This is a genomic window from Luteitalea pratensis (assembly GCF_001618865.1).
GTDB lineage: Bacteria > Acidobacteriota > Vicinamibacteria > Vicinamibacterales > Vicinamibacteraceae > Luteitalea > Luteitalea pratensis.
In genome coordinates this window covers 5072501-5096958 of the sequence record NZ_CP015136.1, presented here as the reverse complement: position 1 = coordinate 5096958, position 24458 = coordinate 5072501, and the positions used below count along the sequence as shown (strand labels likewise).

Genomic DNA, 24458 nt, shown 5'->3' with positions numbered 1-24458 from the left:
CAATTGAGGTGGACGATGGCCAGGGGCTGGGAGAGCAAGTCGGTCGAGGAGCGGCAGGAGGCGGCAGCGCAGCAGCGCGTGGCCGACGCGGCGCCCGAAGTCCCGGAGGCCGAGGCCGAACGGCGGCGTGAATTCGTGTCGCTGCAACTCGTCCGTGCGCGCGTGCTCGCCGACCTCCAACGCGCCTGCCGTCCGGCGCACCGCGGCATGCTGGAGACAGCCCTGGCCGATGTCGAGGCCCGCATTGCCGCCGCCCGGGAAGCGGTAAGCAACCCATGAGACGACGAGGACTCTTGCTGGTGATGATCGGGGCGCTGGGGGTCGGCGCGTGCCAGCGTGACCCCGCGACCCGCGAGGCCGCCGCGACGGCCAGCGGCACCGCGGCCGCTGCGCCCGCGCCGGCGGCGCCGGCCGCTCGCCCGCGGGTGGTCGCGCTCGGCGACAGCCTCACCGCGGGGCTCGGCCTCGCGCCCGACGTTGCGTGGCCGGCCCTGGTGCAGCAGAAGATCGCCGCCGCCGGGCTCGACGCGGAGGTCGTCAACGCAGGCGTGTCTGGCGATACGACCGCGGGTGGCCTGCGACGGCTCGACTGGGCGCTGGACGGCGATGTGAAGGTGCTCGTGATCGAACTCGGGGCCAACGACGGGTTGCGCGGCCTGCCCGTCGATCAGATGCGGGACAACCTCTCGCAGATGATCAGAATGGCCAAGGGCCGCGGCATCACCGTGCTGCTGTTGGGCATGGAAGCGCCGCCGAACTTCGGGCCGCAGTACACGCGCGAGTTCCGCGACGCATTCGTCACGGTCGCCACCGAGCACGACGTCGCATTCATCCCCTTCATGCTGGCCGGCGTCGCTGGCGATACGGCATTGAACCAGGCCGACGGCATCCACCCCAACGAGGAAGGGACGCGGCGCGTGGCCGACCTCATCTGGCACTCACTGAAGCCCCTGCTCACACGCGCCCTCGCGACCACATGATCGAATTGCACGGTGTCTCCAAGACCGTGGACAGCGGCGGATCGCCCCTGACCATCCTCCATTCACTCGACCTGACCATTCCTGCCGGGCGGAGCCTCGCGATCGTCGGCCCCTCCGGCAGCGGCAAGAGCACGCTGCTCGGGTTGATGGCGGGGCTCGACGCGCCGACGACCGGCGAGATCCGCATCGATGGCACGTCGATCACCAGCCTCGGCGAGGACGCGCTGGCCCGCCTGCGCGGGAGGCTGATCGGGTTCGTCTTCCAGTTCTTCCACCTGATGCCGTCGCTGACCGCGTTCGAGAACGTGCTCGTGCCGATGGAACTCGCCGGCGCGACCGACGCGCACCCACGCGCTACGCGCTTGCTGCACGAGGTGGGCCTCGACGCGCGCGCGCATCACTACCCATCGCAATTGTCGGGAGGCGAGCAGCAGCGTGTCGCCATCGCGCGTGCGCTCGCCAACGAGCCCAAGGTGCTGCTGGCTGACGAGCCGACGGGCAACCTCGATTCGAGCAACGGCCAGCACGTGATCGATCTGCTCTTCGACGTCAATCGCAGCCGCTCCACGACCCTCGTGCTGGTGACACACGATCGCGAACTGGCCGCGAGAGCCGACATGCAGATCGTCATGCGTGACGGCCGCATCGTCGAGCGCCTCGCGCGCGACGCTGGCCCGGTCACCGCCGTGGCCGGAGGTCGCTGAGTGTTCACCCTGCGCATGGTGTGGCGCGAGTTACGCGCCGCCTGGGGACGCCTCCTCTTCTTCTTCCTCTGCGTCGCCATCGGCGTCGGTGCGATTGCGGCGCTCAGGTCGGTGATCCAGAACGTGCGCGCGGCGCTGGTCGGCCAGGCGCGGGTGTTGACGGCTGCCGACGTGGTCTTCTCGACCAACCGCCCGTGGCCAGCCGATGTCCGCGCCAAGGTCGACGCCGCGATCCGGAAGGCGCCGGTCCGGCAGAGTGTGGAAGTCGTCGAATTTGCCACGATGGTTCGGCCCTCGGACGAGAGCAAGCCCATCGCGCGGATGGCGGAGCTGCAGGCCGTCGATTCGGGATATCCGCTGTACGGCACGTTCGTGCTGCGTGGCGGGCAGCGGTTCACGCAGGCGTTGCTGGATGACCAGGGCGTGCTGGTGCGGCCAGAGCTGCTGGTGCAACTGGGAATTGCCGTCGGCGACAAGGTGCGCATCGGCGAAAGCACCTTCACCATCCGCGGCGTGATCGAAAGTGAGCCGGGCCGGCGGGCGGGCATGTTCAGCCTCGGTCCGCGGGTGATCATCGCGCGACGGGACCTCGAAGGGACCGGGCTGCTGTCGTTCGGATCCCGGGCCAGGTTCGCGATCCTCCTGCGGGTGGACGAGGCCGGCATCGAGCCGCTCGTCGAAGGCGTGCGTGCGCAGTTCAAGGGCAGCTTCGTGTCGGCACGTTCGTACAGGTCGACCGAAGACCGCCTCGGTGAAGACCTGCGTGTCGCCGAGAACTACCTGAGCCTGATCGGCTTCGTGATGGTGGTGCTTGGCGGCATCGGCGTCTGGAGTGTGACCCGCGTCTTCATCGGGCAGCGCGTGCGCAGTATCGCCGTGATGAAGTGTCTTGGCGCCACCAGCCGGCAGATTCTCGGCATCTACATCGCGCAGGTGGCCACCCTCGGCCTGCTCGGCAGCCTGCTCGGGCTGGTGCTCGGCGCCGTCGCGTTGCGGTTCCTGCCAGGTGGCATCTTTGGTCTCGACAGGCTGGATGCGCGCCTGACGCCGCAAGCCTCCGCGCAGGCCGTCGCGATCGGCGTCCTGGTTTCGTTGCTGTTCGCGCTCGTGCCACTGCTGGAAGTGCGGCGCGTCCGGCCGCTATGGCTGCTGCGGGACGAGTCGGCCCGCACGTCGCTCGGTGGTCGTCTGCGCCGCATCGATTGGGTGCAGTGGGCGACGGTCGTGATCGTCGGCATCGCCCTGGCCCTCGTCGCGTCATGGCAGGCGGCCTCGCTCAAGGCGGGCGCGATCGTCTCGATCGGCCTGCTCGGGATCACGGCCGCGCTCTTCGGCACGTCTGCGTTGGTCGTCCGCGCCGTCCGGCCGCTGCGTCGCACGCGCGTGTTCGCCCTTCGCCACGCGGTGCTCAGCCTGGCGCGTCCGGGCAACCAGACGCGAGTCATCCTGCTCGCGGTCGGCCTCGGCGCGTTCTTCATCCTCGGCGTGCGCCTGGTGCAGGCGACGCTGCTCGACCAGTTCTCGGTCGACCTGCGGCCCGATGCGCCGGACATGTTCCTGCTCGATGTACAGCGCGATCAGGCGGCCGATGTCGAGCGCGTGATCAAGGCCACCCCGGGGGCGGCCGGGCTGCGGCTGATTCCGGTCTTGCGGGCGCGCGTGACCGGGGTCCGCGGCACGACCGAGAAGGTGGACGGCATCGAAGGCGTGCAGGGACGGCAGGGGCTCGGCCGGGAGTTCGTGATCACCTATCGCGCCCGCCTCGAGGCCAACGAGACGCTGGTCGATGGCGCGATGTGGGCGACACCGGCCGAGGGCATGGCCGAGGTGTCGATCGAGGAGTCGCTGCGCCGCAACGCCGGACTGCAGATGGGCGACATCGTGCGCTTCGACGTGCTCGGCAGGGTCATCGAGGCCAAGGTCACGTCGGTGCGTGACGTGGACTGGAACGACATGCGCACCGGCGGCTTCATGTTCGTCTTCCGGCCCGGCGTGCTGGAGAAGGCGCCGCACGGATTCATGGGCGTGCTGCGGGCACCCGACAGCCCCGAGGCACGTGCGCGGCTGCAGCGCGACCTGGTCGATGCCCACTCGAACGTGTCCGCGGTGGACGTGCGCGAGGTGGTCAAGGCCGCGCAGGGGATCCTCGGCAACGTGACACTCGCAATCACCGCGGTGGGTGGGCTCGCGCTGTTCAGCGGCATCCTGATCGTGATCGGCTCGGTGGCGATGACCCGGTTCCAGCGGCTCTACGAATCCGCCATCCTGAAGACGCTCGGCGCGACACCGCGCACGGTGATGGCGATGGTGGCGATGGAATACCTGGGCCTGGGTGCGCTCGGCGGGCTCGTGGGTGCCGCCGGAGCGCTCGTCCTCAGCTGGGCGCTGTCGCGATACCTGTTCGAGATGCCATGGCATCCGGCGCCGCTGACGCTGGTCCTCGGTGTCGTGCTCACGTCCGCGGTGGTGGGGGCGGTCGGCGTCCTCGCCAGCCTCGACGTCGTCCGGCGGCGACCACTTGCGGTGCTCCGCGCCGAGTAGCCCATCGGTTCTTCGGGGGAGGTGCTAACATGCTTCGCTTAGCTTCCTGCCGGAAACGTCGGCAGGGTGGAGTACTAACGGTGGATATGTCGGAGTTCCAGGAAGCCCTCCTGAAGAAGCGGCGCGAGTTGCTCGCCGGTGAGGGCCTCAAGCCCATTGGTTCGATGATGGGCAACAGTCGCCAGGGCGACATGGCCGACCAGGCCGACGGCATCAACGAGGTGCACATCGCGCTCAAGTTGCGCTCCACGGACGCCAAGATCATGCAGGCGATCGAGGAAGCGCTCGAGCGGATCGATCGCGGCACGTACGGAGTGTGCAAGGACTGCGGCGAGATGATCTCGGCGGCGCGACTCCGGGCCATTCCGTGGACGCGCTCGTGCATCACCTGCAAGGAGAAACAGAAGTGAAGCTGTCTGCCACGCTGTCACTGCTGCAGGAACTCTACCGCGAGCGTCTCGCCCTGTTCGACCGCCACATCAAGGGCGCCCAGGCGATCGCCGACTACGAGTTCAACAACACCTACCAGTATGTGATTGGCCGCGAGGAACATCACTTGCAGTGGGTGCGCAAGGCCCTCGAAGATCTCGGCGGCACGCCCGACTCGAGCATCTCGGCGCTGACCGTGCCCGCAGGTAAGGGCAAGACGCGCGAGGACGCGGTGCTCCAGGACGATGCGCGCCAGCAGCAGGCCTTCGTGGACAAGTGGGCTGGACGGATCGAGGGCATCACCAACGCCCGCCACCGCACCATGCTGACGCTGATGCTCGGCGAGATGCGCGAGCACCTGCGTTTCTTCGAACTGGCGCTGCAGGGGCGTGACGACCTCCTCGGCCGCCGCATGGAAGGTGCGAGTACGGGCGACGGCGTGATGTCGGTCCGGTGGGTGGAATAGCGCGTGTTCCCGTCGCGATCGCCCTCGGCAGCAACCTCGGCGACCGCGATGAGCAACTCGACCAGGCCGAGGAACGCCTCGCGGTGCTGCTGAGCGGTGCGGTCGCTTCCGCCCGCTACGAGACAGAATCGGTCGGTGGCCCTCCGAACGCCCCCAGCTTCCTCAACGAAGTCGTCGTCGGCACGACGTTGCTCGGCCCACGCTCGCTGCTCGAGGCACTGCAGGCCATCGAAGAAGCTGCCGGCCGCGAGCGGCCGTTCGTCAACGCTCCCCGCACACTCGACCTCGACCTGATCCTGTACGGCGACTTCGTCATCGACGAACCCGGCCTACGGGTGCCCCATCCCCGCTTTCGCGATCGCGTGTTCGTCCTGCAGCCCCTCGCCGAGGTCGCCGGCGACTGGGTGGATCCCGTTTCGGGGCGTTCCGTGTCGGACCTCCTGCACGAACTCCCGCCGATCTGAATCGACCCAGGTCTGCCGACCTAGGTCGGCAGCTACAGTCGTGCGCGGAGCGCTCGAAGCATAGGCATGAGTCGTCGGTGCCCGGTGTCCCCCTGGTGCGACGACTTGCTTGCGGCGTTGGACGGCTCAGCCGAAGTCTGTAGGCGTCGACCTTCAGGTCGACGCGCGCCACCCGGCCGCTGCCCCGACGTGGCGCTGGCATGGGGCTAGAATCCGCCATGCTCCGCCCCCGTGTGCGTGTCATCCGCGCGCTGTCCTTCGTCGTGGCCGCCAGTGCGCTGGCCGGCGTGCGGCAGCCGGCCGGGTCGTCGCTCTGGTCTCCCTCGCTGGCCGCGCAGGCACAGACGGCGACGCCTTCGCCAGAGCAGTTCTTCGGGTACCGGATGGGGGCCGATCGCAAGCTGGCCACGTGGGATCGCCTCCTCGAGTACTACCGCGCCGTCGCGCAGTCGTCTGACCGCGTGAAACTGGTCGAACTCGGCATCACCAGTGAGCGCCGGCCGTACATCGCGCTGTTCATCTCCTCGCCGGCCAACCTCGCGCGGCTCGACGAGTACCGGCGGCTGAATGCCATCCTCGCCGACCCACGCGGCGCCGCACCGGCAGACATCGAGCGGGCGACCAGGGACGGCCGCGCCGTCATCATCCAGACGTTCGGCCTGCATTCGAGCGAAGTGGCCGCCGCGCAGACGGCCGCCGAGTTCGTCTACGACAGCGTGACGCGCGACGATGGTGAAGCGACGCGGATCCGGGACGAAGTGATCAGCATCGTCGTGCCGTCGATCAATCCCGATGGCACGCAGATGATTGCCGACTGGTACATGAAGTACGTCGGCACCGAGTTCGAGGCGACGCCGCTGCCGTGGCTCTACCAGACCTATGCCGGGCACGACAACAATCGCGACGGCTTCGCGCTGAACCTGCCCGAATCTCGCAACCTCGCAAGGATCCTGTACCGCGAGTGGATGCCGCAGGCCTACGTCGATCACCACCAGATGGGGAACACGAACGCGCGGTTGTACATTCCGCCGTACGCCGAGCCGATCCGTCCCGACGGCGATCCGCTGGTCTGGCGCGAGATGGCCTGGTGGGGCGCCCACATGGGCACGCAACTCGAGGCGGCGGGCAAGACGGGCGTCGTTGGCGCGGCCATCTACTCCGGCTGGGGGCACATGGGCTTCCACTGGATCACGCCGTTCCACAACATTGCCGGGATGCTGACCGAGTCGGCCAGCGCACGCCTCGCGACGCCGATGTTCCTGCATCCCGATCAACTGCGTGGCGGTCCTCGGAACCTGCCGGAGTATGCGCCGCAGACCAACATGCCGAGCGTGTGGCCCGGCGGCTGGTGGCGCGTGCGCGACATCGTCGAACAGCAGAAGATCGCGGCGTGGGCTACGGTGGATCTGGCGGCGCGCAACCGCGAGACGGTGCTCCACAACATGTACCTGAAGGCGTCGCGGCAGGTGGAGCGCGGCACGACCGGGCCGGTCAAGGCGTACGTGCTGCCGGCCGGGCAGCATGACGCGCTGACCGTTCGCAAGCTGGTGAACATGCTGCTCGCGTCGGGAGTCGAGGTGCACGAGGCGACGGCCCAGGTGATCGTCGACGGCCGCGTCTACGGACCGGGGTCGTTCGTCGTCTCGATGGCCCAGCCGAAGCAGGCGCTGGTGCGCTGGATGCTCGGACGCACCTTCTATCCCGACAACAGCTACACGCGCGAGCGGGATGGCACGCCGATCCGGCCCTATGACATGTCCACGGACACGTTCGGCGAGTTCATGGGGGTGCGCAGCGATCCCGTCGGTGAGCCGGTGCCGGTCGCCTCGCTGACGAGAATCTCCGAGGCGCTCGTGGCGCCGTCGGTGGTGGCGCCGTCCGCCCCGCAGGGGTATGTCCTCGACGGACGCCTGAACGACAGCTACCGCGCCGTCCTGCTCCTGCTCGCGAAGGGCATCGGCGTGCGGCGCGCACAGGTCGCGTCGGCGGACGGCAGCGTGCGCCAGGGCGATTTCCTCGTCGCGCCGGGCGACGTGACCGCCATCGCCGCACGCGCCGGCGTACCGTTCGCCGCGCTGTCGGCGCCATTCACGTCGGAGACCACGACCCTGGCGACGCCGCGCATCGGCCTGTTCCAGCGGTATCGCGGCGGCAACATGGACGAAGGCTGGACGCGGCTGCTGTTCGAGCAGTTCGACGTGCCGTTCACGACGGTGCGTGATGCCGACCTGAAGGCACCGGGCCTGGCGTCGAAGTTCGACGTGATCGTGCTGCCCGCCGATTCGCTCACGGCGATGACCGGTGAGGATCCACCGGCCGGCGCACGTGGCGGTGGCGGGGGAGAGGGAGGTGAAGGGGCCTCGCAGCGGACCACGCCGCCGGAGTACCGCAGCGGCTTCGGGGCCGACGGCGTGAAGGCGCTGCAGGCGTTTGTCGAGGCTGGCGGCACGCTCCTGACGTTCGGGCAGGCAGGCGACTTGCCGATGCAGCGCTTCGGGCTGCCGCTCCGCAACGCCGTCGCAGGCGTGTCCGCCAAGGAGTTCTGGTCGCCCGGATCGACGCTCCGTGTGCGCTACGCCAACGACCACCCGCTGGCGTACGGCATGCCGAAAGAGGGGCTGGCGTTGTTCATGTCAGGCAGCCAGGTGTACGAGGTGACGTCGACCGACCGCAGCCAGGACGTGGCCATTCTCGCGACGTACGCGGACCGCGACCTGCTTCAGAGCGGGTGGCTGCTCGGCGAGCAGGTCATCGCACGCAAGGCCGCGGCCGTCGTCGTCACGCAGGGTAAGGGTCGCGTGGTGCTGATTGGCTTCCGTCCGCAGAATCGAGCCCAGACGCATGGCACGTTCAAGCTGGTGTTCAATGCGTTGATGGTGGGAAGGTAGGGGCCGCTCCCCGAGCGGCCCGACAGTCAGACACGGCGCGTACGGTGAACCCGCCGCGCGCCGCAGGCGCACATCGGCGGGTCTTCAACGCGCCCTACCAACTCGGTTCGTCGTATCCTCCTGCTCCAGATGACACACGAGTGCGACACGTGGGCGCGCAGCGTTACCACGACGTGCGCCTGACCGGCTCCGGTGGCGCGAATCGGGTCATGGAGGCCGAGCTCAAGCGCCTGGTGATGCGCTCGCCGTTCGACGTGCGCCTCGACCCGCCGAAGCGCGAGGGCGAAGAGACCCTGCTCTATCCCTTCGATGCACGCGTCGCGTGGGTCGCGGCGTGCCATCACCGCACTTCGTCTCGCATCTCCTGGGATCTGTGCTCCAGTCCGGCCGTGCGTCTCGAGCCGCTCTTCGCCGACCTGGTGCCCGCGCTCTCGTCGGACGACAGGCTCCCCGGCGGCCCGCACCTCCGCTTCTCGGTCGAGGTCGGAGCCGCCTCCGACTTCGAGGCGTCGCCGCTCCAGTTGCGAGGTGTCGTCAAGAACGCACTTGCCGAGGCGCTGGCGTCGCGCGGCGTGGCATCCGACGTCGACAGCGACGCGCCGGACGTCGTGTTTGTCGTCCGCCGTGCGGGGACGCCTGACGCGCGCCGGACCGTGGTGGGCATCGACATCGGCGGCGGCGGCCGTCATCAGCGTGGCGCGCGCGTGGCCACCGGGCTCGCGCCGCTGCGCGAGACGCTCGCGGCGCAGTTGATCATGCTGTCACGCTGGGACGCGCGCACCGAGCCGCTCGTCGATCCGATGGCTGGCAGCGCCACGATTCCGATCGAGGCGGCCGGTCTCGCGGTGGGCGCGGCCATTCGTCGGCCGGCGGAACTCCCGCTGCGCCATCTCGCCGCGTTCAAGGGGTTGCCCGACGACACGCCGGACCTGTTCCCCGGGACCGTCGCACAGATCGTCGCGCTGGACGCCGACGCCGCATGCATCGCTGCGATGGTCGGTAACCTGCGTGCCGCGGGCCTGACCGGGGCGGCGTACTACCACTCCATCGTCATCGGGCAACAGGACGTGCGAAGGCTGACGCCAGACCACATCGCGCGCCTGCTGCCGGCGGTGCGCACGATGCGGCCGGGAGTCTTCTGCTTCAATCCGCCCTATGGCGTGCGCATCGGTGGAGAGCACGGCGAAGAGGAACTGCTCGCGCTCTACGCCGACACGGGCCGCGCCCTCGGGCGCTTCAGCGGATGGCGCGCGGCGTGTTTCGTCGCCAACCCGAAGTTCGTGTATGCCTTCGGTCACCGGGCCACGATGACCAAGCCCGCAAGCAACGCCAACCTTCGCGGTACCTTTCTGGTGTTTCAGCTATAGTCCGGCCGTGGCCCGACCTCGGAGGGGCCACGTATCCTGCCCAAGAGGCGAGGTGAACCGTGTTCGAAGAGAAACTCATCGTCGGGCGATTTCTGACCATGCCGCTGGCGACGGTCGCGACCGCCATCGCCGGCCCGGAGGGCACCGTCGTGGATCAGCCCCCGAAGGTGTCTTCCATCGAGCAGTCCGTCTCGTCTGAAGGGCTGTTTTTCAGGACGAAGACCAGTGGCATCGTTGCCGGACAGAACCAGAAGGCAGGAGGAATTTCAATTTTCTGACCTATATTCCCGGACTGGTGACCCAGACCCCCCTGGCCGGAGTGGACGTGCTCACGGGCCCGATGAGTGGGTGCTGGATCATGGTCTACACCCACGAGGGCGTCACGACAGTCGGCCACGTCGGCACGTTCTTGAAACCCACCGACCAGAAGTCGATTGCCGCGAAGGCCGCGTGGGCAGCGTTCACCCAGCAGGTTCCAGCACCGCAGCTGATCGCCGGGTTCAATCCGTTCACCCATTGGAAGGAGCGAGGGTTCCCCCTCAAGGTGGGTGACGATGGCAACGGCTCGGTGTATGCCCTGGTGACGACCGATCACCGTCTGTATTCGATCTATCTGTACCGCCAGGGCGGCAATGCGGCGCCCAACACCTACCGCATCGCTGGGCTACAGGAGATCGTGTCGGTGCCTCGCTCGGCGTTAACGCACATCCCGGACTAGAGCCCGCGGGTCTCGTCAGCGGCGGCCGAGATTCTCCGGCGTGAGCCAGTTCAGGAGGACTGTCAGGGTCTCGCCCTCCCGCCCGCTGCGGTCCAGGGCAAGGAAGCGTTGACCGTCCGGCGTGACGCCGTACTGCGTCAGGCCGGGATCGGGTGTGATGCCGCTGTCGAACAGCTTGATCGGCCGCTGAACCGTGAGCTCCGCGCTCGTATCGATCGGCACGCTCATCATCGAGGAGTCGAGGGCCAGGTAGAAGAGTTCCTTCCCGTCACGGCGCCACTTCGGCTGCACACCCCCGGCGGTGGACACGCGTCGTCGAGAGGTGAACGTCGGGAAGCGCGCCACGTACACCTCCCAGGCGCCCGATTCGTCGGAGTTGTACGCGGCCCATCGGCCATCCGGCGACACCTGCGTTTCGTCCATGGTGAAGGCGTTCGCCACGAGTGGGCGGAGGGTGCGGTCCGCGTCCAGCGTCACGATGTACGTGTTGCGGCCCCCAGGCTGGCGTACCACCAGGGCGCGGCCGTCAGGGGTCCAGCCGTCCACCACCAGCGGCCTGCCCGCCATCGGGGCCAGCAGTTCCTCGCGCCCACTCGCGACGTCCTTCACATACACCGCGAGGGTGCCAGACCGCGCGGAGGTGAAGGCCACACGAGTCCCATCGGGAGCCCAGGTGGCATCACTGTCGATCGCCGGGTCGCTCGTCATGCGGGAGAGCACGCCGGTCGACAGGTCCACCTCCCACACGTCCTGGTTACCTGCCCTGCTCCCCATCCACACCGATGCCCGTCGCCCATCGGGGGACAGGGACAGGCCGCCGTAGGCGTCCGGATCAGCAAGCGTGCCCTCACGTACACCCTTGCGGTCGAACCACGTGGGCTGCGTGAAAGGAGAAGAACTCTGGGCCTGGAAGACGATGGTGCCGTCGCGCGCGACCGAGTACACACGAACGCCCTGGGCGATGACTACCTCGGGCGCGGTGAACTGGCCGCTGCGAGGATCGAACGCGCGGGTCAACAATTGCGCGTCGCGCGCCCAGATCATGTGGCCCACGGCGAACCGCGCCCGCGCCGAAGCAGGACCCTCAACCTCCGGGATTAGCCGTGATTCTCGGGAATCGAGCGCCGCCAGGCGGAGGCTCTGCCCCTGATGCCCGCGCTCAGCCGCCTCGAGCGCGGCGGCGGGCTGATTCGCGGGGAACGTGCTGATGAGGAACGACCTGCCATCCGGCAGCAGGCGCGGCCGGAAATAGAGTGTTCCCGGAAGCGGCGGTATCTCGGCGCGTCGCGGCGCCCCCCCGGTCTCCGGGATCGTGTACAGGCCGGCGCCCCCCGGGTCAGGAAGGGTGGGGGATGTTCTGCCCAAGGCGAACAGGATCCGGCCCCCACCCCACGACCCCCCGCGCGGGGCCGGGGCCGGCGCCAGAACTCGCGCCGCCCCACCACCTATCGAGATCGTCTTGAGGCTCGCTTGCGCGAAGAACCCGAGCGCGCGGCTATCCGGTGACCAGAACGGGAATGCCGCATCCTCGTTGTCCAGGAGTACCTTCGACTCCGTGGATGCCAGGCTCCGAAGGTGCAGTTGCCGTCGTCCCCTCACCGTCGCCCCGTACGCGACCCAGCGGCCGTCCGGCGAGATCTCCGGAACATCCGGGATGGCGCCGGTCCACAGCGCGGCGTCCTTGGGCAGCGCCATGTCCAGGCGCCGAGGCACCAGGTCGACAGGACCGGCGGGCGAGCGCCACAACGCCACCACCAGCGGCGTCGCGGTCACCAGGCCACCTGCGAACGCCGCTGCGAGGGACGCGCCCCAGACGCGCCGATGGACTGTCGCCGGCGGGGGAGACGCGACCGCGCCCGTGGCATGCGATTGCAGCCATTCCAACTGCAACTTCACGTCGTGCGCCGACTGCCAGCGTTCGCCTGGTTCCTTGGCGAGGCAGCGCTCGATGACGGCATCGAGCGAGCCCGGCGTACCCGGCACGGTTGCGCTCACGGCGGGTGGATCGGAACGCATGATGCTGGCGATCAGCCCCGCCGGAGTGTGCGCCTCGAATGCCTTGCGCCCGGTCATCATCTCGTACAGCACCGCGCCGAGCGCGAAGATGTCGGTCCGCGCGTCGGTCGGCAGGCCCTGCACCTGTTCGGGGGCCATGTACTGCAGCGTGCCGACGATTTGCCCCTCGGCTGTCGCGGGTGTGCCGCCGCCGACCGTGGCCGCCAGCGGCGTGACCACGACTTCCGCGGAGACCGGCTTGGCGAGCCCGAAGTCGAGCAACTTGACCCCGGACGGCGTCAACATGACGTTGGCGGGCTTGAGGTCGCGATGGACGAGGCCGTGGCGGTGGGCCGCCGCGAGCGCGTCGGCAATCTGCGCGCCGACGCGGACGGCCTGGCTCTGGGACAGCGGCCCGCGCGCCAGGCGTGCGGCCAGCGTCTCGCCTTCGAGCAGTTCGAGCACGAGGTAGTGTCGCGACTCGTGCTGGCCGATGTCGTGCAGCGCACAAACGTGCGGGTGGTTCAGTGACGAGATGATTCGTGCTTCGCGCTGGAAGCGCGCATGGTGCGAGGCGTCGGCGGCGAGATTCTCGGGCAGCACCTTGAGGGCCACCGCGCGATCGAGCCGCGTATCGCGCGCGCGATACACCTCGCCCATGCCACCTGCTCCGAGCAGGGACTCGATCGCATACGGGCCGAGCCGAGTCCCACTGCCAAGCCGCATGATGGCCGCATCGTCATCCAACTTACGCGGCGGTGTCCAGCGAGCTGCGCCCGGACCAACATCCGGACGCCTCAGAGCGGCGGCTACAGCTCGACGCGGGCGACGGCCTCGCCGGGTTCGGTCGCCTTCTTGGCGGCCGGGGTGCGGCGCAGGCCCTTCAGGCCCTGCTCGAACAGCGTGTAGACGGTCGGTACGAAGACCAACGTGATCATCGTGGAGGCGAGCAGGCCGCCGATCACCACGCGCGCCAGCGGCGCCTGCAACTCGGCGCCTTCGCCAATCTCGAACGCCATCGGCACGAGGCCGAGGATCGTCGTCAGCGTGGTCATGATGATCGGGCGCAGGCGGGTGCGCCCGGCCGTCGTTGCGGCCTCGAACAACTCCATGCCGTCGCGCTTGCGCAGCGTCGACGTGTAGTCCACGAGCAGGATGGCGTTGGACACCACGATGCCGGCCAGCATGATCACGCCGATGTACGCCTGGAGGCTGAAGGTCGTGCCCGTCAGCAACAACGCGCCGACGACGCCGATCGCCGCCAGCGGGATCGAGAACATGATGATGAACGGGTCGCGGAACGACTCGTACTGTGACGCCATCACCGCATAGACGAGGATGACGGCGAGGATCAGCAGGTACTTCAACTGGGTGAAGGCCTTGATCTGCTCCTCGAGCTCGGCGCCGAAGCCCACCGAGAAGTCGGCGGGCACGTTGAGCTCCGGCAGTCGTTTCTCGACGTTGGCCACCGCTTCAGAGAGGCTGACCTCGAGCTCCGCGTTGACCCGCGAGATGCGCTCCTGGTTCTTCCGCTCGATCTCGACCGGGCTGTTGCCGGGTTCCACGGTCAACAGGCTGCGAGCCGGCACCACGCGATTGCCCGGAGCGCTCACCAGGACGTCACCCACGTCGGACACGTGCTCGCGGTCCTCCTGGCGCAAGCGCACGACGATCGGGTACTCCTGACCGCGCTCGCGATAGAAGGCTGCCTGCGTTCCGGCGACGTTCGTGCGCAGCGTGTCGGCCACGCCGGTGACACTCAGGCCGAAGATCGCGGCCTTGTCACGATCGACGCGGACCGCGAGTTCCGGGCGGCCGTCCTGGCGCGCGCGGCGCACGTCGGCGATGCCGGGGACGGTGCGCAACAGGGCCTCCGACTCGTTCACCAGGCGCTGCGCGTCGTCGAAGTCGTAGCCACGAATCTCGAGTGACAGGCGCGCGTCCTGGTTGCCGCCGAGGATGCGATTGAGCTGCGATCCGCCCGAGGCGCGAGACCGCGCGATCACACCGGGGATGCCGGTGAGCAGTCGGCGCAGGTCCTGCGCGATGGCTTCGTTGGAGCGGATACGCTCGGCCTTCGGCTTGAGCTGGATCGTGAACTCGCCGCGGTGCGTGCTGGCGCCGCCCATGAAGCCGCCGCCTCCGCCGCCCTGCGAGATCAGCATCACCGCCTCGGGGACACCCTTCCGGATCTTGTCCTCGATCTCGATGATCGCCGCCTGTGTCTGCTCGACGCGGGTGCCCACCGGCAGCTCGATGTCGACACGGACCTCACCCTCGTCGGTCTGCGGCATCAGCTCGAACTTCAGGTACGGCGACAGGAAGATCGCGAGCGCGAACAGCGACGCGCCCACGGCCAGCACCGTCGGGCGATGATGGAGCGCAACCCCAAGCACGCGGGCGTAGCGCGCGTCCATGGCGTCGAGGAAGCGGCCGCTGCTGCGGAACATCCACCCGATGATGCCGGTGCGTTCCTGATCCTCGTCATGCTCGGTCATCAGTAGCGAGCAGAGCACCGGCACCAGCGTGACCGCCACGAAGAGCGACATCAGCAGCGAGAACACCACCACTACCGACAGCTGCTTGAACAACACGCTCGAGAAGCCGGTGAGGAAGAACAGCGGCACGAACACCGCGACGTGGGTGAGCGTCGAGGCGAGGATGGCGCTCCAGATTTCCTCGCTGCCCTCGATCGACGCCTGCTTGCGCGACTTGCCCATCTCGAGGTGGCGCTGGGTGTTCTCGAGCACCACGATGGAGGCGTCGACGATCATGCCGACGCCGAGCGCCAACCCGCCGAAGGTCATCGTGTTCAGCGTGTAGCCGCCGAAGAAGAGCAGCGCGAACGTGCCGATGATCGAGATCGGAATCGACGTGCAGATGATCAGCGTCGACCGCCAGCTGCGCAGGAACACGAAGATGATGACGATGACCAGCACTGAGCCGAGCATCACGGCCTCGCGGACCGAGGCGATCGACTGCTCGATGAACACGGCGCTGTCGTTGGAGACCGACAGCGTCACGCCCGGCACCTCGCGGTTGATGCGGGAGATTTCCTTGTGCACCGCTTCGGAGATGGCGACGGTGTTCTCGCCCGACTGCTTGGTGACGCGCATCTGCACGCCCGGCTGGCCGTTGACGCGCGTGAACTGCCGGAAGTCCTCCGTGCCGTCGCGCACCTCGGCGATGTCGCGCATGTAGACCGGCACGCCCTCGCGTGTCAGCACCACGAGGTTGCGGATCTCGTCGAGGTTGTTGAACTGCCCGGGACTGCGCACGAGGTACGTGAGCGTGCCCTCGTTGATCTCGCCGACCGGGATGTTCTGGTTCTCGGTGCGCAGCACCTGCACGATGCGGTCGACCGGCAGCCCGAGCGCGGTGATCTTCTCCTTCGAGAGATCGACGCGAATCTGGCGACGGAGTCCACCCTGGACCGTGACGGCCGCCACGCCGTTGACGCGCTCGAGGCGCGGCGAGAGCGTCCGCTCGGCAATCTCACGCAAGGCGACGGGGTCCACGTCGCCCTCGCCCTGGACTGCGATCGACATGATCGGCCATGACGACGAGTCGAACTTGAAGATCACCGGCGGGTCGGCGTCCTCGGGCAGGCGGCCACGGATGCGGTCGATGCGGCTGCGCAGGTCGTCGGCGGCCTCGCCGAGGTCGGTGCCCCACACGAAGTTGAGTCGCGTGGTGCTGCTGCCTTCCGACGACGTCGAACTCAGCTGGTCGAGGCCGGCGACGGCGCTGACCGTCTGCTCGATCGGTCGCGTGATCGACTCCTCGATCTCGCGCGGTCCGACCCCCGGGTACGCGACCCGCACCGTCAGGCTCGGGAACGTCAGATCCGGCAGGAGATCGACGGGAAGCTGGACCAGTGAAATCGCGCCGAGCAGCACGATCACCGCGCTGATCATGAACATCGTGACCGGGCGCTCGATGGCTGTGCGAGGAATACTCATGGGCGTAATGTCCTGACGGGCCGTCGTGGCGGCCGTTCGGGGCCGCTCATCCGAGCGACTCCTGCCTGCGTTTCGGGGCCTGGCGTCTCAGCGAGGTGCGGCCGTGCCACGCGCCTGCGCCGCCGGATCGGCCTTCGGTGCGCCGCCTGATGTCGCTCCGGGACTGGCCGGGCCGGCGAGGAGCACCTTCGCGCCGTCGCGCAGTGCCGACGCGCCCGTCGTGACCACTTCGTCGCCTTCCTTCAGCCCGTCGGTGACCTCGATCCGGTCCGGTTCCTCGAGCCCGAGAGTCACGGCGCGGAACACGGCCTGCCCCTTCTGCACCATGTACACGCCACGGCGGCCCTGCGCGTCGACCATTGCCGACTTGGGTACGACCAGCGCGTTCTCCTTGTTGGCACTGATCAGGCGCACCCGGGCGTACATGCCCGGCTTGAGCCGGCCCGACGGGTTGGGAACCTCGATTTCCATCTCGGCGGTCCGGGTGGCTGGATCGAGGACGGGCGCCACGCGAGCCACGCGACCGGAGAAGGTCTCGCCGGGATAGGCGTCGACGCTCACCGCGGCACCGGCGCCCACGCTCACCTTGCGGAGATCACGTTCGACGAGGTTCACCACCAGGCGGACGATCGAGATGTCGACGACGGAGAGCAGCATGACGTTCTGCGTGACGAACGCGCCCGGGTCCACGAAGCGCTTGGCCACGAAGCCATTCACTGGCGAGTTGACGGTGGTGTTGGCGAGATTGATGCGCAGTTCCTCGCGGCGCGACGACGCCTGCTGCAACTGCGCTTGTGCAAGATCGAGCTGCGCCTGCGACGCCTGGTGGCGGGCCTCGGCGTCGTCGAGCGACTGGCGGGGGAGCAGGCTGCGTTCGAACAGGCTCTTGTTGCGAGCAAGGTTCGTCCTGGCGAACGACAGGTCGGCCTCACGCTGCCGGATCGTCGCGCGCGCGACCTCGTACGACGCATCCGACTGCCGCAGTTGCTCGAGCAGTTCCTCATCCTCGACCTTGGCGAGCACCTGGCCGCGGCTCACCGAGTCGCCGATGCGCACGCCGATCGACTGCAACCGGCCCTGCGCGCGCGGCACGATGTCGACGGTCTGCGCGCCAACGAGGCTGCCGACCACTTCGACGTAGGCCTGCAGCGACGCGCGCGTGACCTTCGCGAGTTGCACGGTCATCGGCGGCTGCGCGAACGCCCCCGCTGGGCCACCCTTGGCCCCGCCGGCCCCGCTGGCTTGCGCGGCTTCGTCCTTGCTGCCGAACACGGCGTACGCGGCGCCCGCCGCGACGACGAGCGCGAGTCCGACTACCCACTTGCGCATCACTGACCTCCCGTGCCGGGAATGCCGGTGGTGGTGCCAGTGCTCGTACCCGCGGCGTTGTTGTTGTTGCCCGTGCCGCCACCGCCGACGCTGGTCGCCGTCCCGGCGCCCAGCGTGTTCGTGATGGTGACCCCGGTATTGCCCGACGTGATCTGCGCGCGCTCGAAGTTGACGAGCGACTGCTGGTAGTCGAGCGCCGCGCGCAGCAACGTGTTCTCGGAGTCGAGCAGGTCGCGCTGGGCCTGCACCACGAAGTAGTTCGTCGAGAGGCCGACGTCGAACTTGCTCTGCTCGGCCTCGAGGCGGCGCTGCGACAGCTCGCGTGCCACCCGCGCGGATTCGATGCGCTTCAGGTTGGCGTCCACCTGCAGGCGTGCGTTGGTCACCTCGGCGGCGATCTGCAGTTCGAGGCTGCGAATCTGCGTCAGGCTCTGCTCGAGGCCGATCCTGGCGCGTGCCAGCTGCGCCGACTGCGGGTTCGGGCCGATCGGGTAGGCAAACTGGACCTGGACGGTCCAGGTCGGGTACTCACGGCGCCACATCAGGTCCAGCGCGTCGGTGTAGCCACCCGGAATCTCCCCGGTGATCGGGCCGCCGGTCCCGTCCCGGATGATGCGCGTACCGCCGATGCCCTGGCCGCCGTAGTTGGCGACGAGGTTGGCCGACATGCCGGTCTGGTTCTTCAGCAGCGCCAGGTTCGCATCGGTAATCTCGAGGTTGCGCTTCCGCTCGATGAGGTCGGTGCGGTTGTTGAGCGCGCTGCGCAGCGCTTCTTCGAGCGGCGCGGCCCGCTCGGTGAGCGTGGGGCGATCCACCGGCTTCAGGCGCGCGCCCCACATCGGGTCGGCGGTGCCGGACACGATCAGGCGCTTGAGCGCGAGTTCAGCCGTCTGGGCCTGCGCCTCGAGCGCGGCGAGGGTCTGCCGGCGGGTCGCCGCCTCGGCCTGGGCCTGGACGACGTCAATCGGCGCCAGCGTGCCCACTTCGACGCGCACCTGGTTGTCGTCGACCAGCTTCTCGGCCAGTTGCAACGAGCGCGCCGCGACGTTGACCACTTCCTGGGCGAAGACCAGGTCCCAGTAGGCGTTGCGCACGTCGGCCAGCGTCTCGATGACCGTCGTCCGGACCTGCACGTCGGAGAGTTCGCGGTTGATCTGCGTGATGATCAGCGCCGTGCGGGTGCTGTCGGTCGCGCGGCCGCGCAGCAGCGGCTGCACGAGCGCGGCGCTGAGCAGGGTGTTGTACTGTGGGTTGAAGGTGACAAACGCGTTGTTGTTGTCGTTGCGGCGGTTGTTGAACTGCACCTGGTAGGACCCACCCCACCAGGGCAGCAACTGCTGCAGGCCGAAGTTCCAGGTCGCCTGGTCGTTCTTGACGCGGGCGCCGCCCACCAGCTGACTGGTCGGCAGCTGGTAGGTGCTGTTGTAGCCCACCGTCGAGGTCGCCGTCGGGTTGAAGGTGGCGCGCAGCGCCTCGAGGCTGAAATCGAAGGACGAGGGGTTGAGCCGCTCGACCGCGATGTCCAGGTTCTTCTCGAGGGCCATCGCGACGGCTTCCTCGATCTTCAGCGGCACATCAGAGACATTACCCGCCGGCGGGGCGCCGCCCGGAACCGTCGGTTGCTGCCCTGCCTTGCCAGCCACGAGCCGCAGCAACTCGGCGACCCGCGCATCCGAGACATCGGTGCTGCGCGATTGCGCCAGCGCCGTCGCGGGCATCAGGCCCGCACTCGCGGCTACCACGACCCCCGCCAGGTACACAGTCAATCTCACGAACCATCCTCCAATGCCGGTCCGTGGACCGACGCGCCGGAACGGGTCCGGGGCCCTCACTCGCGCGGCCGGGTCTGGCCCGGTGGTTGCGGCGATTCCATCAACTTGGCTTGCTCCCGCTCGAACGCATCGAGGCGGGCGCGCTGCTCCGGCGAGAGGAGCCGGTGCATGCGGTAGAGCATCAGCGTGCGGGTCTTGGCCAGCGCACTGCGGGCAGCCTCGACGCGGTCGACCGTTCGCACCACGACGGCTTCGTTGTCATTGGACTCGGACAGCAGCCGCGAGAGCGCCGCTTCCTGCTTCTCGAGTTCGGCCTTCTCGGCCCGCAACTCGTCGCGGACCGACTGGAAAATCCGCTCGATCTCGGCGGTCTGGGCGGCCGTCAAGCCGACCCGGGACTTGCAGATCGGGCTTTGCCACCATTTGGAGGGCTTCTGCCCCTCGGTGGCTCCTGCGATGCTCGGGCCCAGGCCAACGGCGAGGGCCAGGAGACACGCGGCTCCTGTTGCCAACTTGTTCATGGACACACCTTCCCCGTCCTCCGGGTACGGCGACGGCTCGGCTGCTGTTTACCGCGCGGCGTCGGATACGGACGGTTCGGCGGTGAAGCCCGTCAGGCGCTCGACCACCATCCCGATGATGTTGTTGGGCGTCGACGCCCCGGCCGTCAGGCCCACGCGTACGGCACCACCCAACGGTAGCCAGCCGCGCGTCTCCGTTTCCGGCAACTTCGCCAGCGGCTGGTCGGACGGCGGCACGGGCCGGTGGCGGATGCACTCGGGCGAGACGAGACGGTCCACATCCGCGATGTGGTACGTCGGCACGCGATTAGCGCAGATACGGGCGAGATTGCACGTATTGCTGCTGTTGTACCCGCCGACGACCAGCATGAGGTCGACCGCCTCATCGTCGAGGAGGCTGATGACGGCGTCCTGGCGCTCCTGTGTCGCGCTGCAGATGGTGTCAAACGCCCTGTACCGCTCGGCCAGCGCGTCCTCGCCGTAGCGGTCCACCATCGCCTGGCGCAGCATGTCGGCGATTTCGAGCGACTCCGACATCAGCATCGTCGTCTGGTTGGCCACGCCGATGTGGGCGAGGTCGCGGTCCGGGTCGAAGCCGGCCGAGACGGCCTTGCCGAACCGGGCCATGAACGCCTCGCGCTCGCCACCGCCACGGATGTACTGGCAGACGTGACCGGCTTCCACGCGGTCGAGGACGACGAGATAGCGTCCGCCGGACGTCTTCAGGGCCTGGCTGGCCGTCGCCTGCGTTTCCTCGTGCTTGACCTTGCCGTGGATCACGGCGGTGAAGCCCTCACGGGCATAGCGGTTGACGTTCTTCCACACGTTCAGGACCGAGCCGCACGTCGTGTCGACGAGCGTGCAGCCAAGCCCCTGCAGACGCGCCAGTTCATGCACCGTCACGCCGAAGGCCGGGATGATCACCACGTCGCCCGCGCCCAGACCGGGAGACGGCTCGCCGGGATCGCTCAGGAACCGGATGCCCGCTGTCCGCAACTTCTCGTTGACGTGGGGGTTGTGGATGATCTCGCCGGTCAGGAACACCCGCTGATCGGCGAACCGCTTCCGGGCCTGGTAGGCGTAATCGACCGCGCGGTCGACGCCATAGCAGAAGCCGAACTCCCGCGCCAGGTGGATAGTCAGCCGGCCCTGGTCGTACCGGAAGTCGCTGGTTCGGATCCGCTCGACGACGTCGCTGTGGTAATCGCGCGCCAGCTCGCCCTTGACGGCGTCCTTCAGGTCGAGCCCTTTGCGGAAGATGAGTGGTTGCACCACTCCCCAGTATACGGGTACCTGGTTGGGACGCCTCTCCGAGGCGTCCACGTCCTCGAGGTGGCGAAGGTGACCGGCGAGTAGATGGACCGCTTGGAGAGCGGTCCCTACCTTATCGTGGACTCCGCGCGCGTGCGTCCGCGACGCGGGGCGTCAACTCGTCGAGGGCGCGAAATTCCTTGGTGCGGCTGCGCGCCAGGGCCGCGTCGATCTCGACCAGCATCTGCTCGTCGGACTCCTGTACGCCTGCCGGGGTGCCGGTGGCAGGACTGGCGCTGACCTTCTGCCAGGGTGGTGCGGGCGCGGAGGACATCGGCCCCATGAGGCGTCCTGCGCCGATGCCGATCAGCAATCCGGACGCGGCAGCCATGGCCACCCATCGGCGCAGTGTCGGAGCCTCGGCCGGACGATGGATGGTGGTGGGGAAGGGGAGGACCTTGCCGGAGTGGCCCTCGAGGCGGCGCATGATGACGTCGAACTGACGTTCGAGACGGGTCGGGGTTATCCGGGCGTCGATGCTGGCGGTCACGTCTTGTCGGAGCGCGGCGGCATCCTCGCGGACACCGTCGAGGCGCTGCGCGCACACCTCGCATTGCTTCACGTGGCGGAGGTAGCGGCCAGCCACCGAGTGCTCGCCCGCAACCAGCAGGGCGTGCAACTCCAGGAGCGACTCGTCGCTCAAATGGGGACGTCCCCAGCTACCGAACCAGCGCGTCGGGCGCGTCAGCATGGCATCTCTCTCAGTCCCGGGCCGGCGCGCGGCCGAACGCCGGGTCGTCGGCGAGCAGGAGCCGCAGGCGCCGGAGTGCACGGAACAGGTGCACCCGGATCGTGGTCTCACGCAAGCCTGTCACTTCACTCACTTCCCGCGTCGTGGCGCCCTCGATCTGGCTCAGCAGCACCACGGTGCGCTGCCGCTCGGGCAACCGCTCGATGGCGCCCATCAGCCTCTCTCCGCGCTCGCGGCGCAGCGCCAGGGCCTCCGGCGTCGAGTCACGCGGCACTGCCACCCGCTCCAGCGGGCTGGCGTCCCCGAGGTCGTCGGCGGCGATCATCCAGCGCGCCCGGCGGCCCCGTGCCTTGACGCGATCGAGGCAGCTGTTGACCAGGATCCGCGTGAACCACACCTCGAACGATCGGCCGTACTCGAAGTCGCGCAGGTGCGTGTACGCCTTCACGAACGCGTCCTGCACGGCCTCGTCGGCTTCCGCAGACTCGCGCAGGTAGTACAGGGCGATGCGCGTGGCCTTGCGCTGGTGCCGGCGGACCAGTTCCCCGTACAACTCGCGCGCAGCGACGCCCTCGTCGGCGGCGAGGTGCGCCTTGACGGCGGCAGCGAGGTCGACGTCGACCGGCGCGCCGACGGCAGCCGAACCGGGAGGCCTTATGGCTGCCATAGGAGGGTACGCCCGTCGGTGGTGCGTGCGTTTACCGGCGAGGACATGGACCCCATCACGCTACTACGGGCACGCGGCGATTTACAATTGCCGTCGTGCCGGTCAGTCGTCGGGCGTTCGTCCAGCAGGGCATGGCCGCGGGCGCCGGGGCCGTCCTGGTCACGGCCGGCGCCCCCTTCGTCCGGGCCCAGCCCCGTGCCTCGGAGTTCGTGTTCGCACGGCTGCGGTATGCCTCGGGCGACTGGGACTACAACCCGAAAGTGGCGGCCAACGTCCTCAACACCCTGGTCGAGTACACCACCATCCCCGTCTACCGGGATGAAGTGATCATTCCGGCCGATGCTGCCGATTTGCCGGCCTTTCCGTTCCTGTTCATGACCGGACACCTGCTGGTGCGCTTCAGCGATCGGGAGCGCCGCGGCCTCCGGACGTACGTGGAGCAGGGCGGCCTGCTCTTCTCCGACGATTGCAACCACGACGTCGACGGGCTGTACGCGCGCAGCTTCGAGCAGGAGATGCGGGCGACGTTTGGCAAGGCCGGTACGATGCCGAAACTGCCGGCGACGCACCCCCTCTACCGCTGCTTCTTCACGTTCGACACCCCGCCGACCACGGCGCACGAGCTGAACGGCTGGGGCGACGACCTCGTGCACGATTACCTGCGCGGCGTCGAGCACGACGGCCGGCTCGGGGTGCTCTACAGCAACAAGGACTACGGCTGCGAATGGGACTACGACTGGAAGAACAAGCGATTCCGCCGGGAGGACAACACGAAGCTCGCCGTCAACATCGCCGTGTACGCCATGACGTCGTGACCGCGGCTGCCCTGCAGGAGGCGTCGTGCGTCCAGGGCTGACGCTGTTCATCGACGCCGACGACACGCTCTGGGAGAACAACATCTACTTCGACTCCGTGATCGACCGGACGGCGACGCGGCTGACCGAGTACGGCGTGAGCACCGAGCGGACACGTGAGGCGTTGCTCGCCATCGAACGCCAGCGGACGCGCGCCCATGGCTACGGGTCACTCAACTTCGGAGCGTCGCTCGAGGTGCTCTGCGAGCATGTCGGCATCGGCGAATCGCTCGACCAGTTGCGGCCGTTCCTGCGTGCGGAGATCGCGGCGCTGCGACGCAAGCGGCTCGAGTTGTTGCCTGACGTCCCTGACACGCTTGCCTACCTGCGGCGGCGTCATCGCGTGGTGCTGTTCACCAAGGGCAACCACGACGAGCAGTGGGACAAGGTCGTCCGATCGGGCCTGCGTGACCTGTTCCATCAGGTCGATGTCGTGCGCGAGAAGGACCAGGCCGCCTACGCCGACGCCGCGCGCCGGCTCGGCGCGCGGCCCCAGCATGCCTGGATGATCGGCAACAGCCCGAAGTCCGACATCATGCCTGCGCGTGCCGCCGGTTTCGGAGCCGTGTTCGTGCCACACCCGGGCACCTGGGCCCTCGAACTCACCGACCTGCCCGAAACGCACGATCCCGGCATCCGGCAGGTCGAGCGGTTCGGGGAGCTCAGGGACATGTTCTGAACCATGAACAAGGGAGAAGGGACAAGGAACAAGTCACCAGGAAATCAGAAGGGACGAGGCAAGAGGTTCAAGGGATGAGGACGCCTCTTCTTCCCTGTCCCTATCCCCTTGATCGCCCGG

The 24458-nt window shown here is 68.3% G+C and carries 21 protein-coding genes; 13 read left to right on the top strand and 8 right to left on the bottom strand.

Annotated features, from left to right (window positions below; translation table 11 throughout):
- The first annotated feature begins 15 nt into the window (after positions 1-15).
- From LuPra_RS21345 to LuPra_RS21295, 11 genes are all read left to right on the top strand, one after another.
- Positions 16-279 (top strand): hypothetical protein, encoded by a 264-nt coding sequence (locus LuPra_RS21345; RefSeq protein ID WP_110172624.1) that lies wholly within the window; start codon positions 16-18, stop codon positions 277-279.
- Positions 276-980 (top strand): arylesterase, encoded by a 705-nt coding sequence (locus tag LuPra_RS21340; protein ID WP_110172623.1) that lies wholly within the window; start codon positions 276-278, stop codon positions 978-980. Before LuPra_RS21345 ends, LuPra_RS21340 begins: the two co-directional genes overlap by 4 nt.
- On the top strand, positions 977-1684 hold the full coding sequence (locus LuPra_RS21335; protein ID WP_110172622.1) for an ABC transporter ATP-binding protein: 708 nt from the start codon (positions 977-979) through the stop codon (positions 1682-1684). Before LuPra_RS21340 ends, LuPra_RS21335 begins: the two co-directional genes overlap by 4 nt.
- Positions 1685-4225, top strand: a complete 2541-nt coding sequence (locus tag LuPra_RS21330) for an ABC transporter permease (protein ID WP_110172621.1) — start codon at positions 1685-1687, stop codon at positions 4223-4225.
- 86 nt (positions 4226-4311) lie between these two features.
- Positions 4312-4635, top strand: coding sequence for a TraR/DksA family transcriptional regulator (locus tag LuPra_RS32170; RefSeq protein ID WP_257724536.1), 324 nt, complete (start codon positions 4312-4314; stop codon positions 4633-4635).
- On the top strand, positions 4632-5120 hold the full coding sequence (locus tag LuPra_RS21320; RefSeq protein ID WP_110172619.1) for a ferritin-like domain-containing protein: 489 nt from the start codon (positions 4632-4634) through the stop codon (positions 5118-5120). Before LuPra_RS32170 ends, LuPra_RS21320 begins: the two co-directional genes overlap by 4 nt.
- The gene (gene folK / locus LuPra_RS21315; protein ID WP_110172618.1) at positions 5108-5584 is read left to right on the top strand and encodes a 2-amino-4-hydroxy-6-hydroxymethyldihydropteridine diphosphokinase; all 477 of its coding nucleotides are present in this window, start codon (positions 5108-5110) and stop codon (positions 5582-5584) included. The genes LuPra_RS21320 and folK overlap by 13 nt, the downstream gene beginning before the upstream one ends.
- Positions 5585-5802: 218 nt before the next feature.
- On the top strand, positions 5803-8472 hold the full coding sequence (locus LuPra_RS21310; RefSeq protein ID WP_162271461.1) for a M14 family metallopeptidase: 2670 nt from the start codon (positions 5803-5805) through the stop codon (positions 8470-8472).
- A gap of 149 nt (positions 8473-8621) precedes the next feature.
- The gene (locus LuPra_RS21305) at positions 8622-9839 is read left to right on the top strand and encodes a hypothetical protein (RefSeq protein WP_110172616.1); all 1218 of its coding nucleotides are present in this window, start codon (positions 8622-8624) and stop codon (positions 9837-9839) included.
- Positions 9840-9898: 59 nt separating this feature from the next.
- Positions 9899-10117, top strand: a complete 219-nt coding sequence (locus LuPra_RS21300) for a hypothetical protein (RefSeq protein ID WP_110172615.1) — start codon at positions 9899-9901, stop codon at positions 10115-10117.
- Positions 10118-10134: 17 nt separating this feature from the next.
- Positions 10135-10557, top strand: coding sequence for a hypothetical protein (locus LuPra_RS21295; RefSeq protein WP_110172614.1), 423 nt, complete (start codon positions 10135-10137; stop codon positions 10555-10557).
- 15 nt (positions 10558-10572) lie between these two features.
- Here the strand turns inward: LuPra_RS21295 and LuPra_RS21290 are convergent, their stop codons facing one another.
- The 8 genes from LuPra_RS21290 to LuPra_RS21255 form a co-directional block, all read right to left on the bottom strand.
- Positions 10573-13278 carry a protein kinase domain-containing protein gene (locus LuPra_RS21290; protein ID WP_157899504.1) on the bottom strand — a complete coding sequence of 902 codons (2706 nt, stop codon included), beginning with the start codon at positions 13276-13278 and terminating at the stop codon, positions 10573-10575.
- 83 nt (positions 13279-13361) lie between these two features.
- Positions 13362-16514 (bottom strand): efflux RND transporter permease subunit, encoded by a 3153-nt coding sequence (locus LuPra_RS21285; RefSeq protein ID WP_110172612.1) that lies wholly within the window; start codon positions 16512-16514, stop codon positions 13362-13364.
- 87 nt (positions 16515-16601) lie between these two features.
- A complete protein-coding gene (locus tag LuPra_RS21280; RefSeq protein ID WP_110172611.1) occupies positions 16602-17843 on the bottom strand; it encodes an efflux RND transporter periplasmic adaptor subunit in 1242 nt (413 codons plus the stop codon).
- Positions 17843-19615: a TolC family protein gene (locus LuPra_RS21275; protein WP_157899503.1), complete on the bottom strand. Its 1773-nt coding sequence runs from the start codon at positions 19613-19615 to the stop codon at positions 17843-17845. The genes LuPra_RS21280 and LuPra_RS21275 overlap by 1 nt, the downstream gene beginning before the upstream one ends.
- Positions 19616-19671: 56 nt before the next feature.
- The gene (locus LuPra_RS21270; RefSeq protein WP_110172609.1) at positions 19672-20136 is read right to left on the bottom strand and encodes a Spy/CpxP family protein refolding chaperone; all 465 of its coding nucleotides are present in this window, start codon (positions 20134-20136) and stop codon (positions 19672-19674) included.
- A 48-nt stretch (positions 20137-20184) separates the two neighbouring features.
- Entirely contained in the window at positions 20185-21408 is a 1224-nt protein-coding gene (locus tag LuPra_RS21265) for a 4-hydroxy-3-methylbut-2-enyl diphosphate reductase (RefSeq protein ID WP_234800491.1), read from the bottom strand.
- Positions 21409-21520: 112 nt separating this feature from the next.
- Entirely contained in the window at positions 21521-22138 is a 618-nt protein-coding gene (locus tag LuPra_RS21260; protein ID WP_110172607.1) for a hypothetical protein, read from the bottom strand.
- A gap of 10 nt (positions 22139-22148) precedes the next feature.
- A complete protein-coding gene (locus LuPra_RS21255) occupies positions 22149-22805 on the bottom strand; it encodes an RNA polymerase sigma factor (protein WP_110172606.1) in 657 nt (218 codons plus the stop codon).
- A gap of 131 nt (positions 22806-22936) precedes the next feature.
- Here LuPra_RS21255 and LuPra_RS21250 point away from each other — a divergent pair, with 131 nt between their 5' ends.
- Together LuPra_RS21250 and LuPra_RS21245 are read left to right on the top strand one after the other, a co-directional pair.
- Positions 22937-23620: a DUF4159 domain-containing protein gene (locus LuPra_RS21250; protein ID WP_110174809.1), complete on the top strand. Its 684-nt coding sequence runs from the start codon at positions 22937-22939 to the stop codon at positions 23618-23620.
- A 25-nt stretch (positions 23621-23645) separates the two neighbouring features.
- The gene (locus LuPra_RS21245; RefSeq protein ID WP_110172605.1) at positions 23646-24338 is read left to right on the top strand and encodes an HAD family hydrolase; all 693 of its coding nucleotides are present in this window, start codon (positions 23646-23648) and stop codon (positions 24336-24338) included.
- Positions 24339-24458: the final 120 nt, after the last annotated feature.

Bases quoted from the DNA above. Each gene is read 5' to 3' on its own strand.
- LuPra_RS21270 (WP_110172609.1), bottom strand. From the start codon at position 20,136: ATGAACAAGTTGGCAACAGGAGCCGCGTGTCTCCTGGCCCTCGCCGTT.
- LuPra_RS21280 (WP_110172611.1), bottom strand. From the start codon at position 17,843: ATGCGCAAGTGGGTAGTCGGACTCGCGCTCGTCGTCGCGGCGGGCGCC.
- LuPra_RS21250 (WP_110174809.1), top strand. From the start codon at position 22,937: ATGGCCGCGGGCGCCGGGGCCGTCCTGGTCACGGCCGGCGCCCCCTTC.
- LuPra_RS21340 (WP_110172623.1), top strand. From the start codon at position 276: ATGAGACGACGAGGACTCTTGCTGGTGATGATCGGGGCGCTGGGGGTC.
- LuPra_RS21290 (WP_157899504.1), bottom strand. From the start codon at position 13,278: ATGCGGCTTGGCAGTGGGACTCGGCTCGGCCCGTATGCGATCGAGTCC.
- LuPra_RS21260 (WP_110172607.1), bottom strand. From the start codon at position 22,138: ATGCTGACGCGCCCGACGCGCTGGTTCGGTAGCTGGGGACGTCCCCAT.
- LuPra_RS21345 (WP_110172624.1), top strand. From the start codon at position 16: ATGGCCAGGGGCTGGGAGAGCAAGTCGGTCGAGGAGCGGCAGGAGGCG.
- LuPra_RS21310 (WP_162271461.1), top strand. From the start codon at position 5,803: ATGCTCCGCCCCCGTGTGCGTGTCATCCGCGCGCTGTCCTTCGTCGTG.
- LuPra_RS21255 (WP_110172606.1), bottom strand. From the start codon at position 22,805: ATGGCAGCCATAAGGCCTCCCGGTTCGGCTGCCGTCGGCGCGCCGGTC.
- LuPra_RS21335 (WP_110172622.1), top strand. From the start codon at position 977: ATGATCGAATTGCACGGTGTCTCCAAGACCGTGGACAGCGGCGGATCG.
- LuPra_RS32170 (WP_257724536.1), top strand. From the start codon at position 4,312: ATGTCGGAGTTCCAGGAAGCCCTCCTGAAGAAGCGGCGCGAGTTGCTC.
- LuPra_RS21285 (WP_110172612.1), bottom strand. From the start codon at position 16,514: ATGAGTATTCCTCGCACAGCCATCGAGCGCCCGGTCACGATGTTCATG.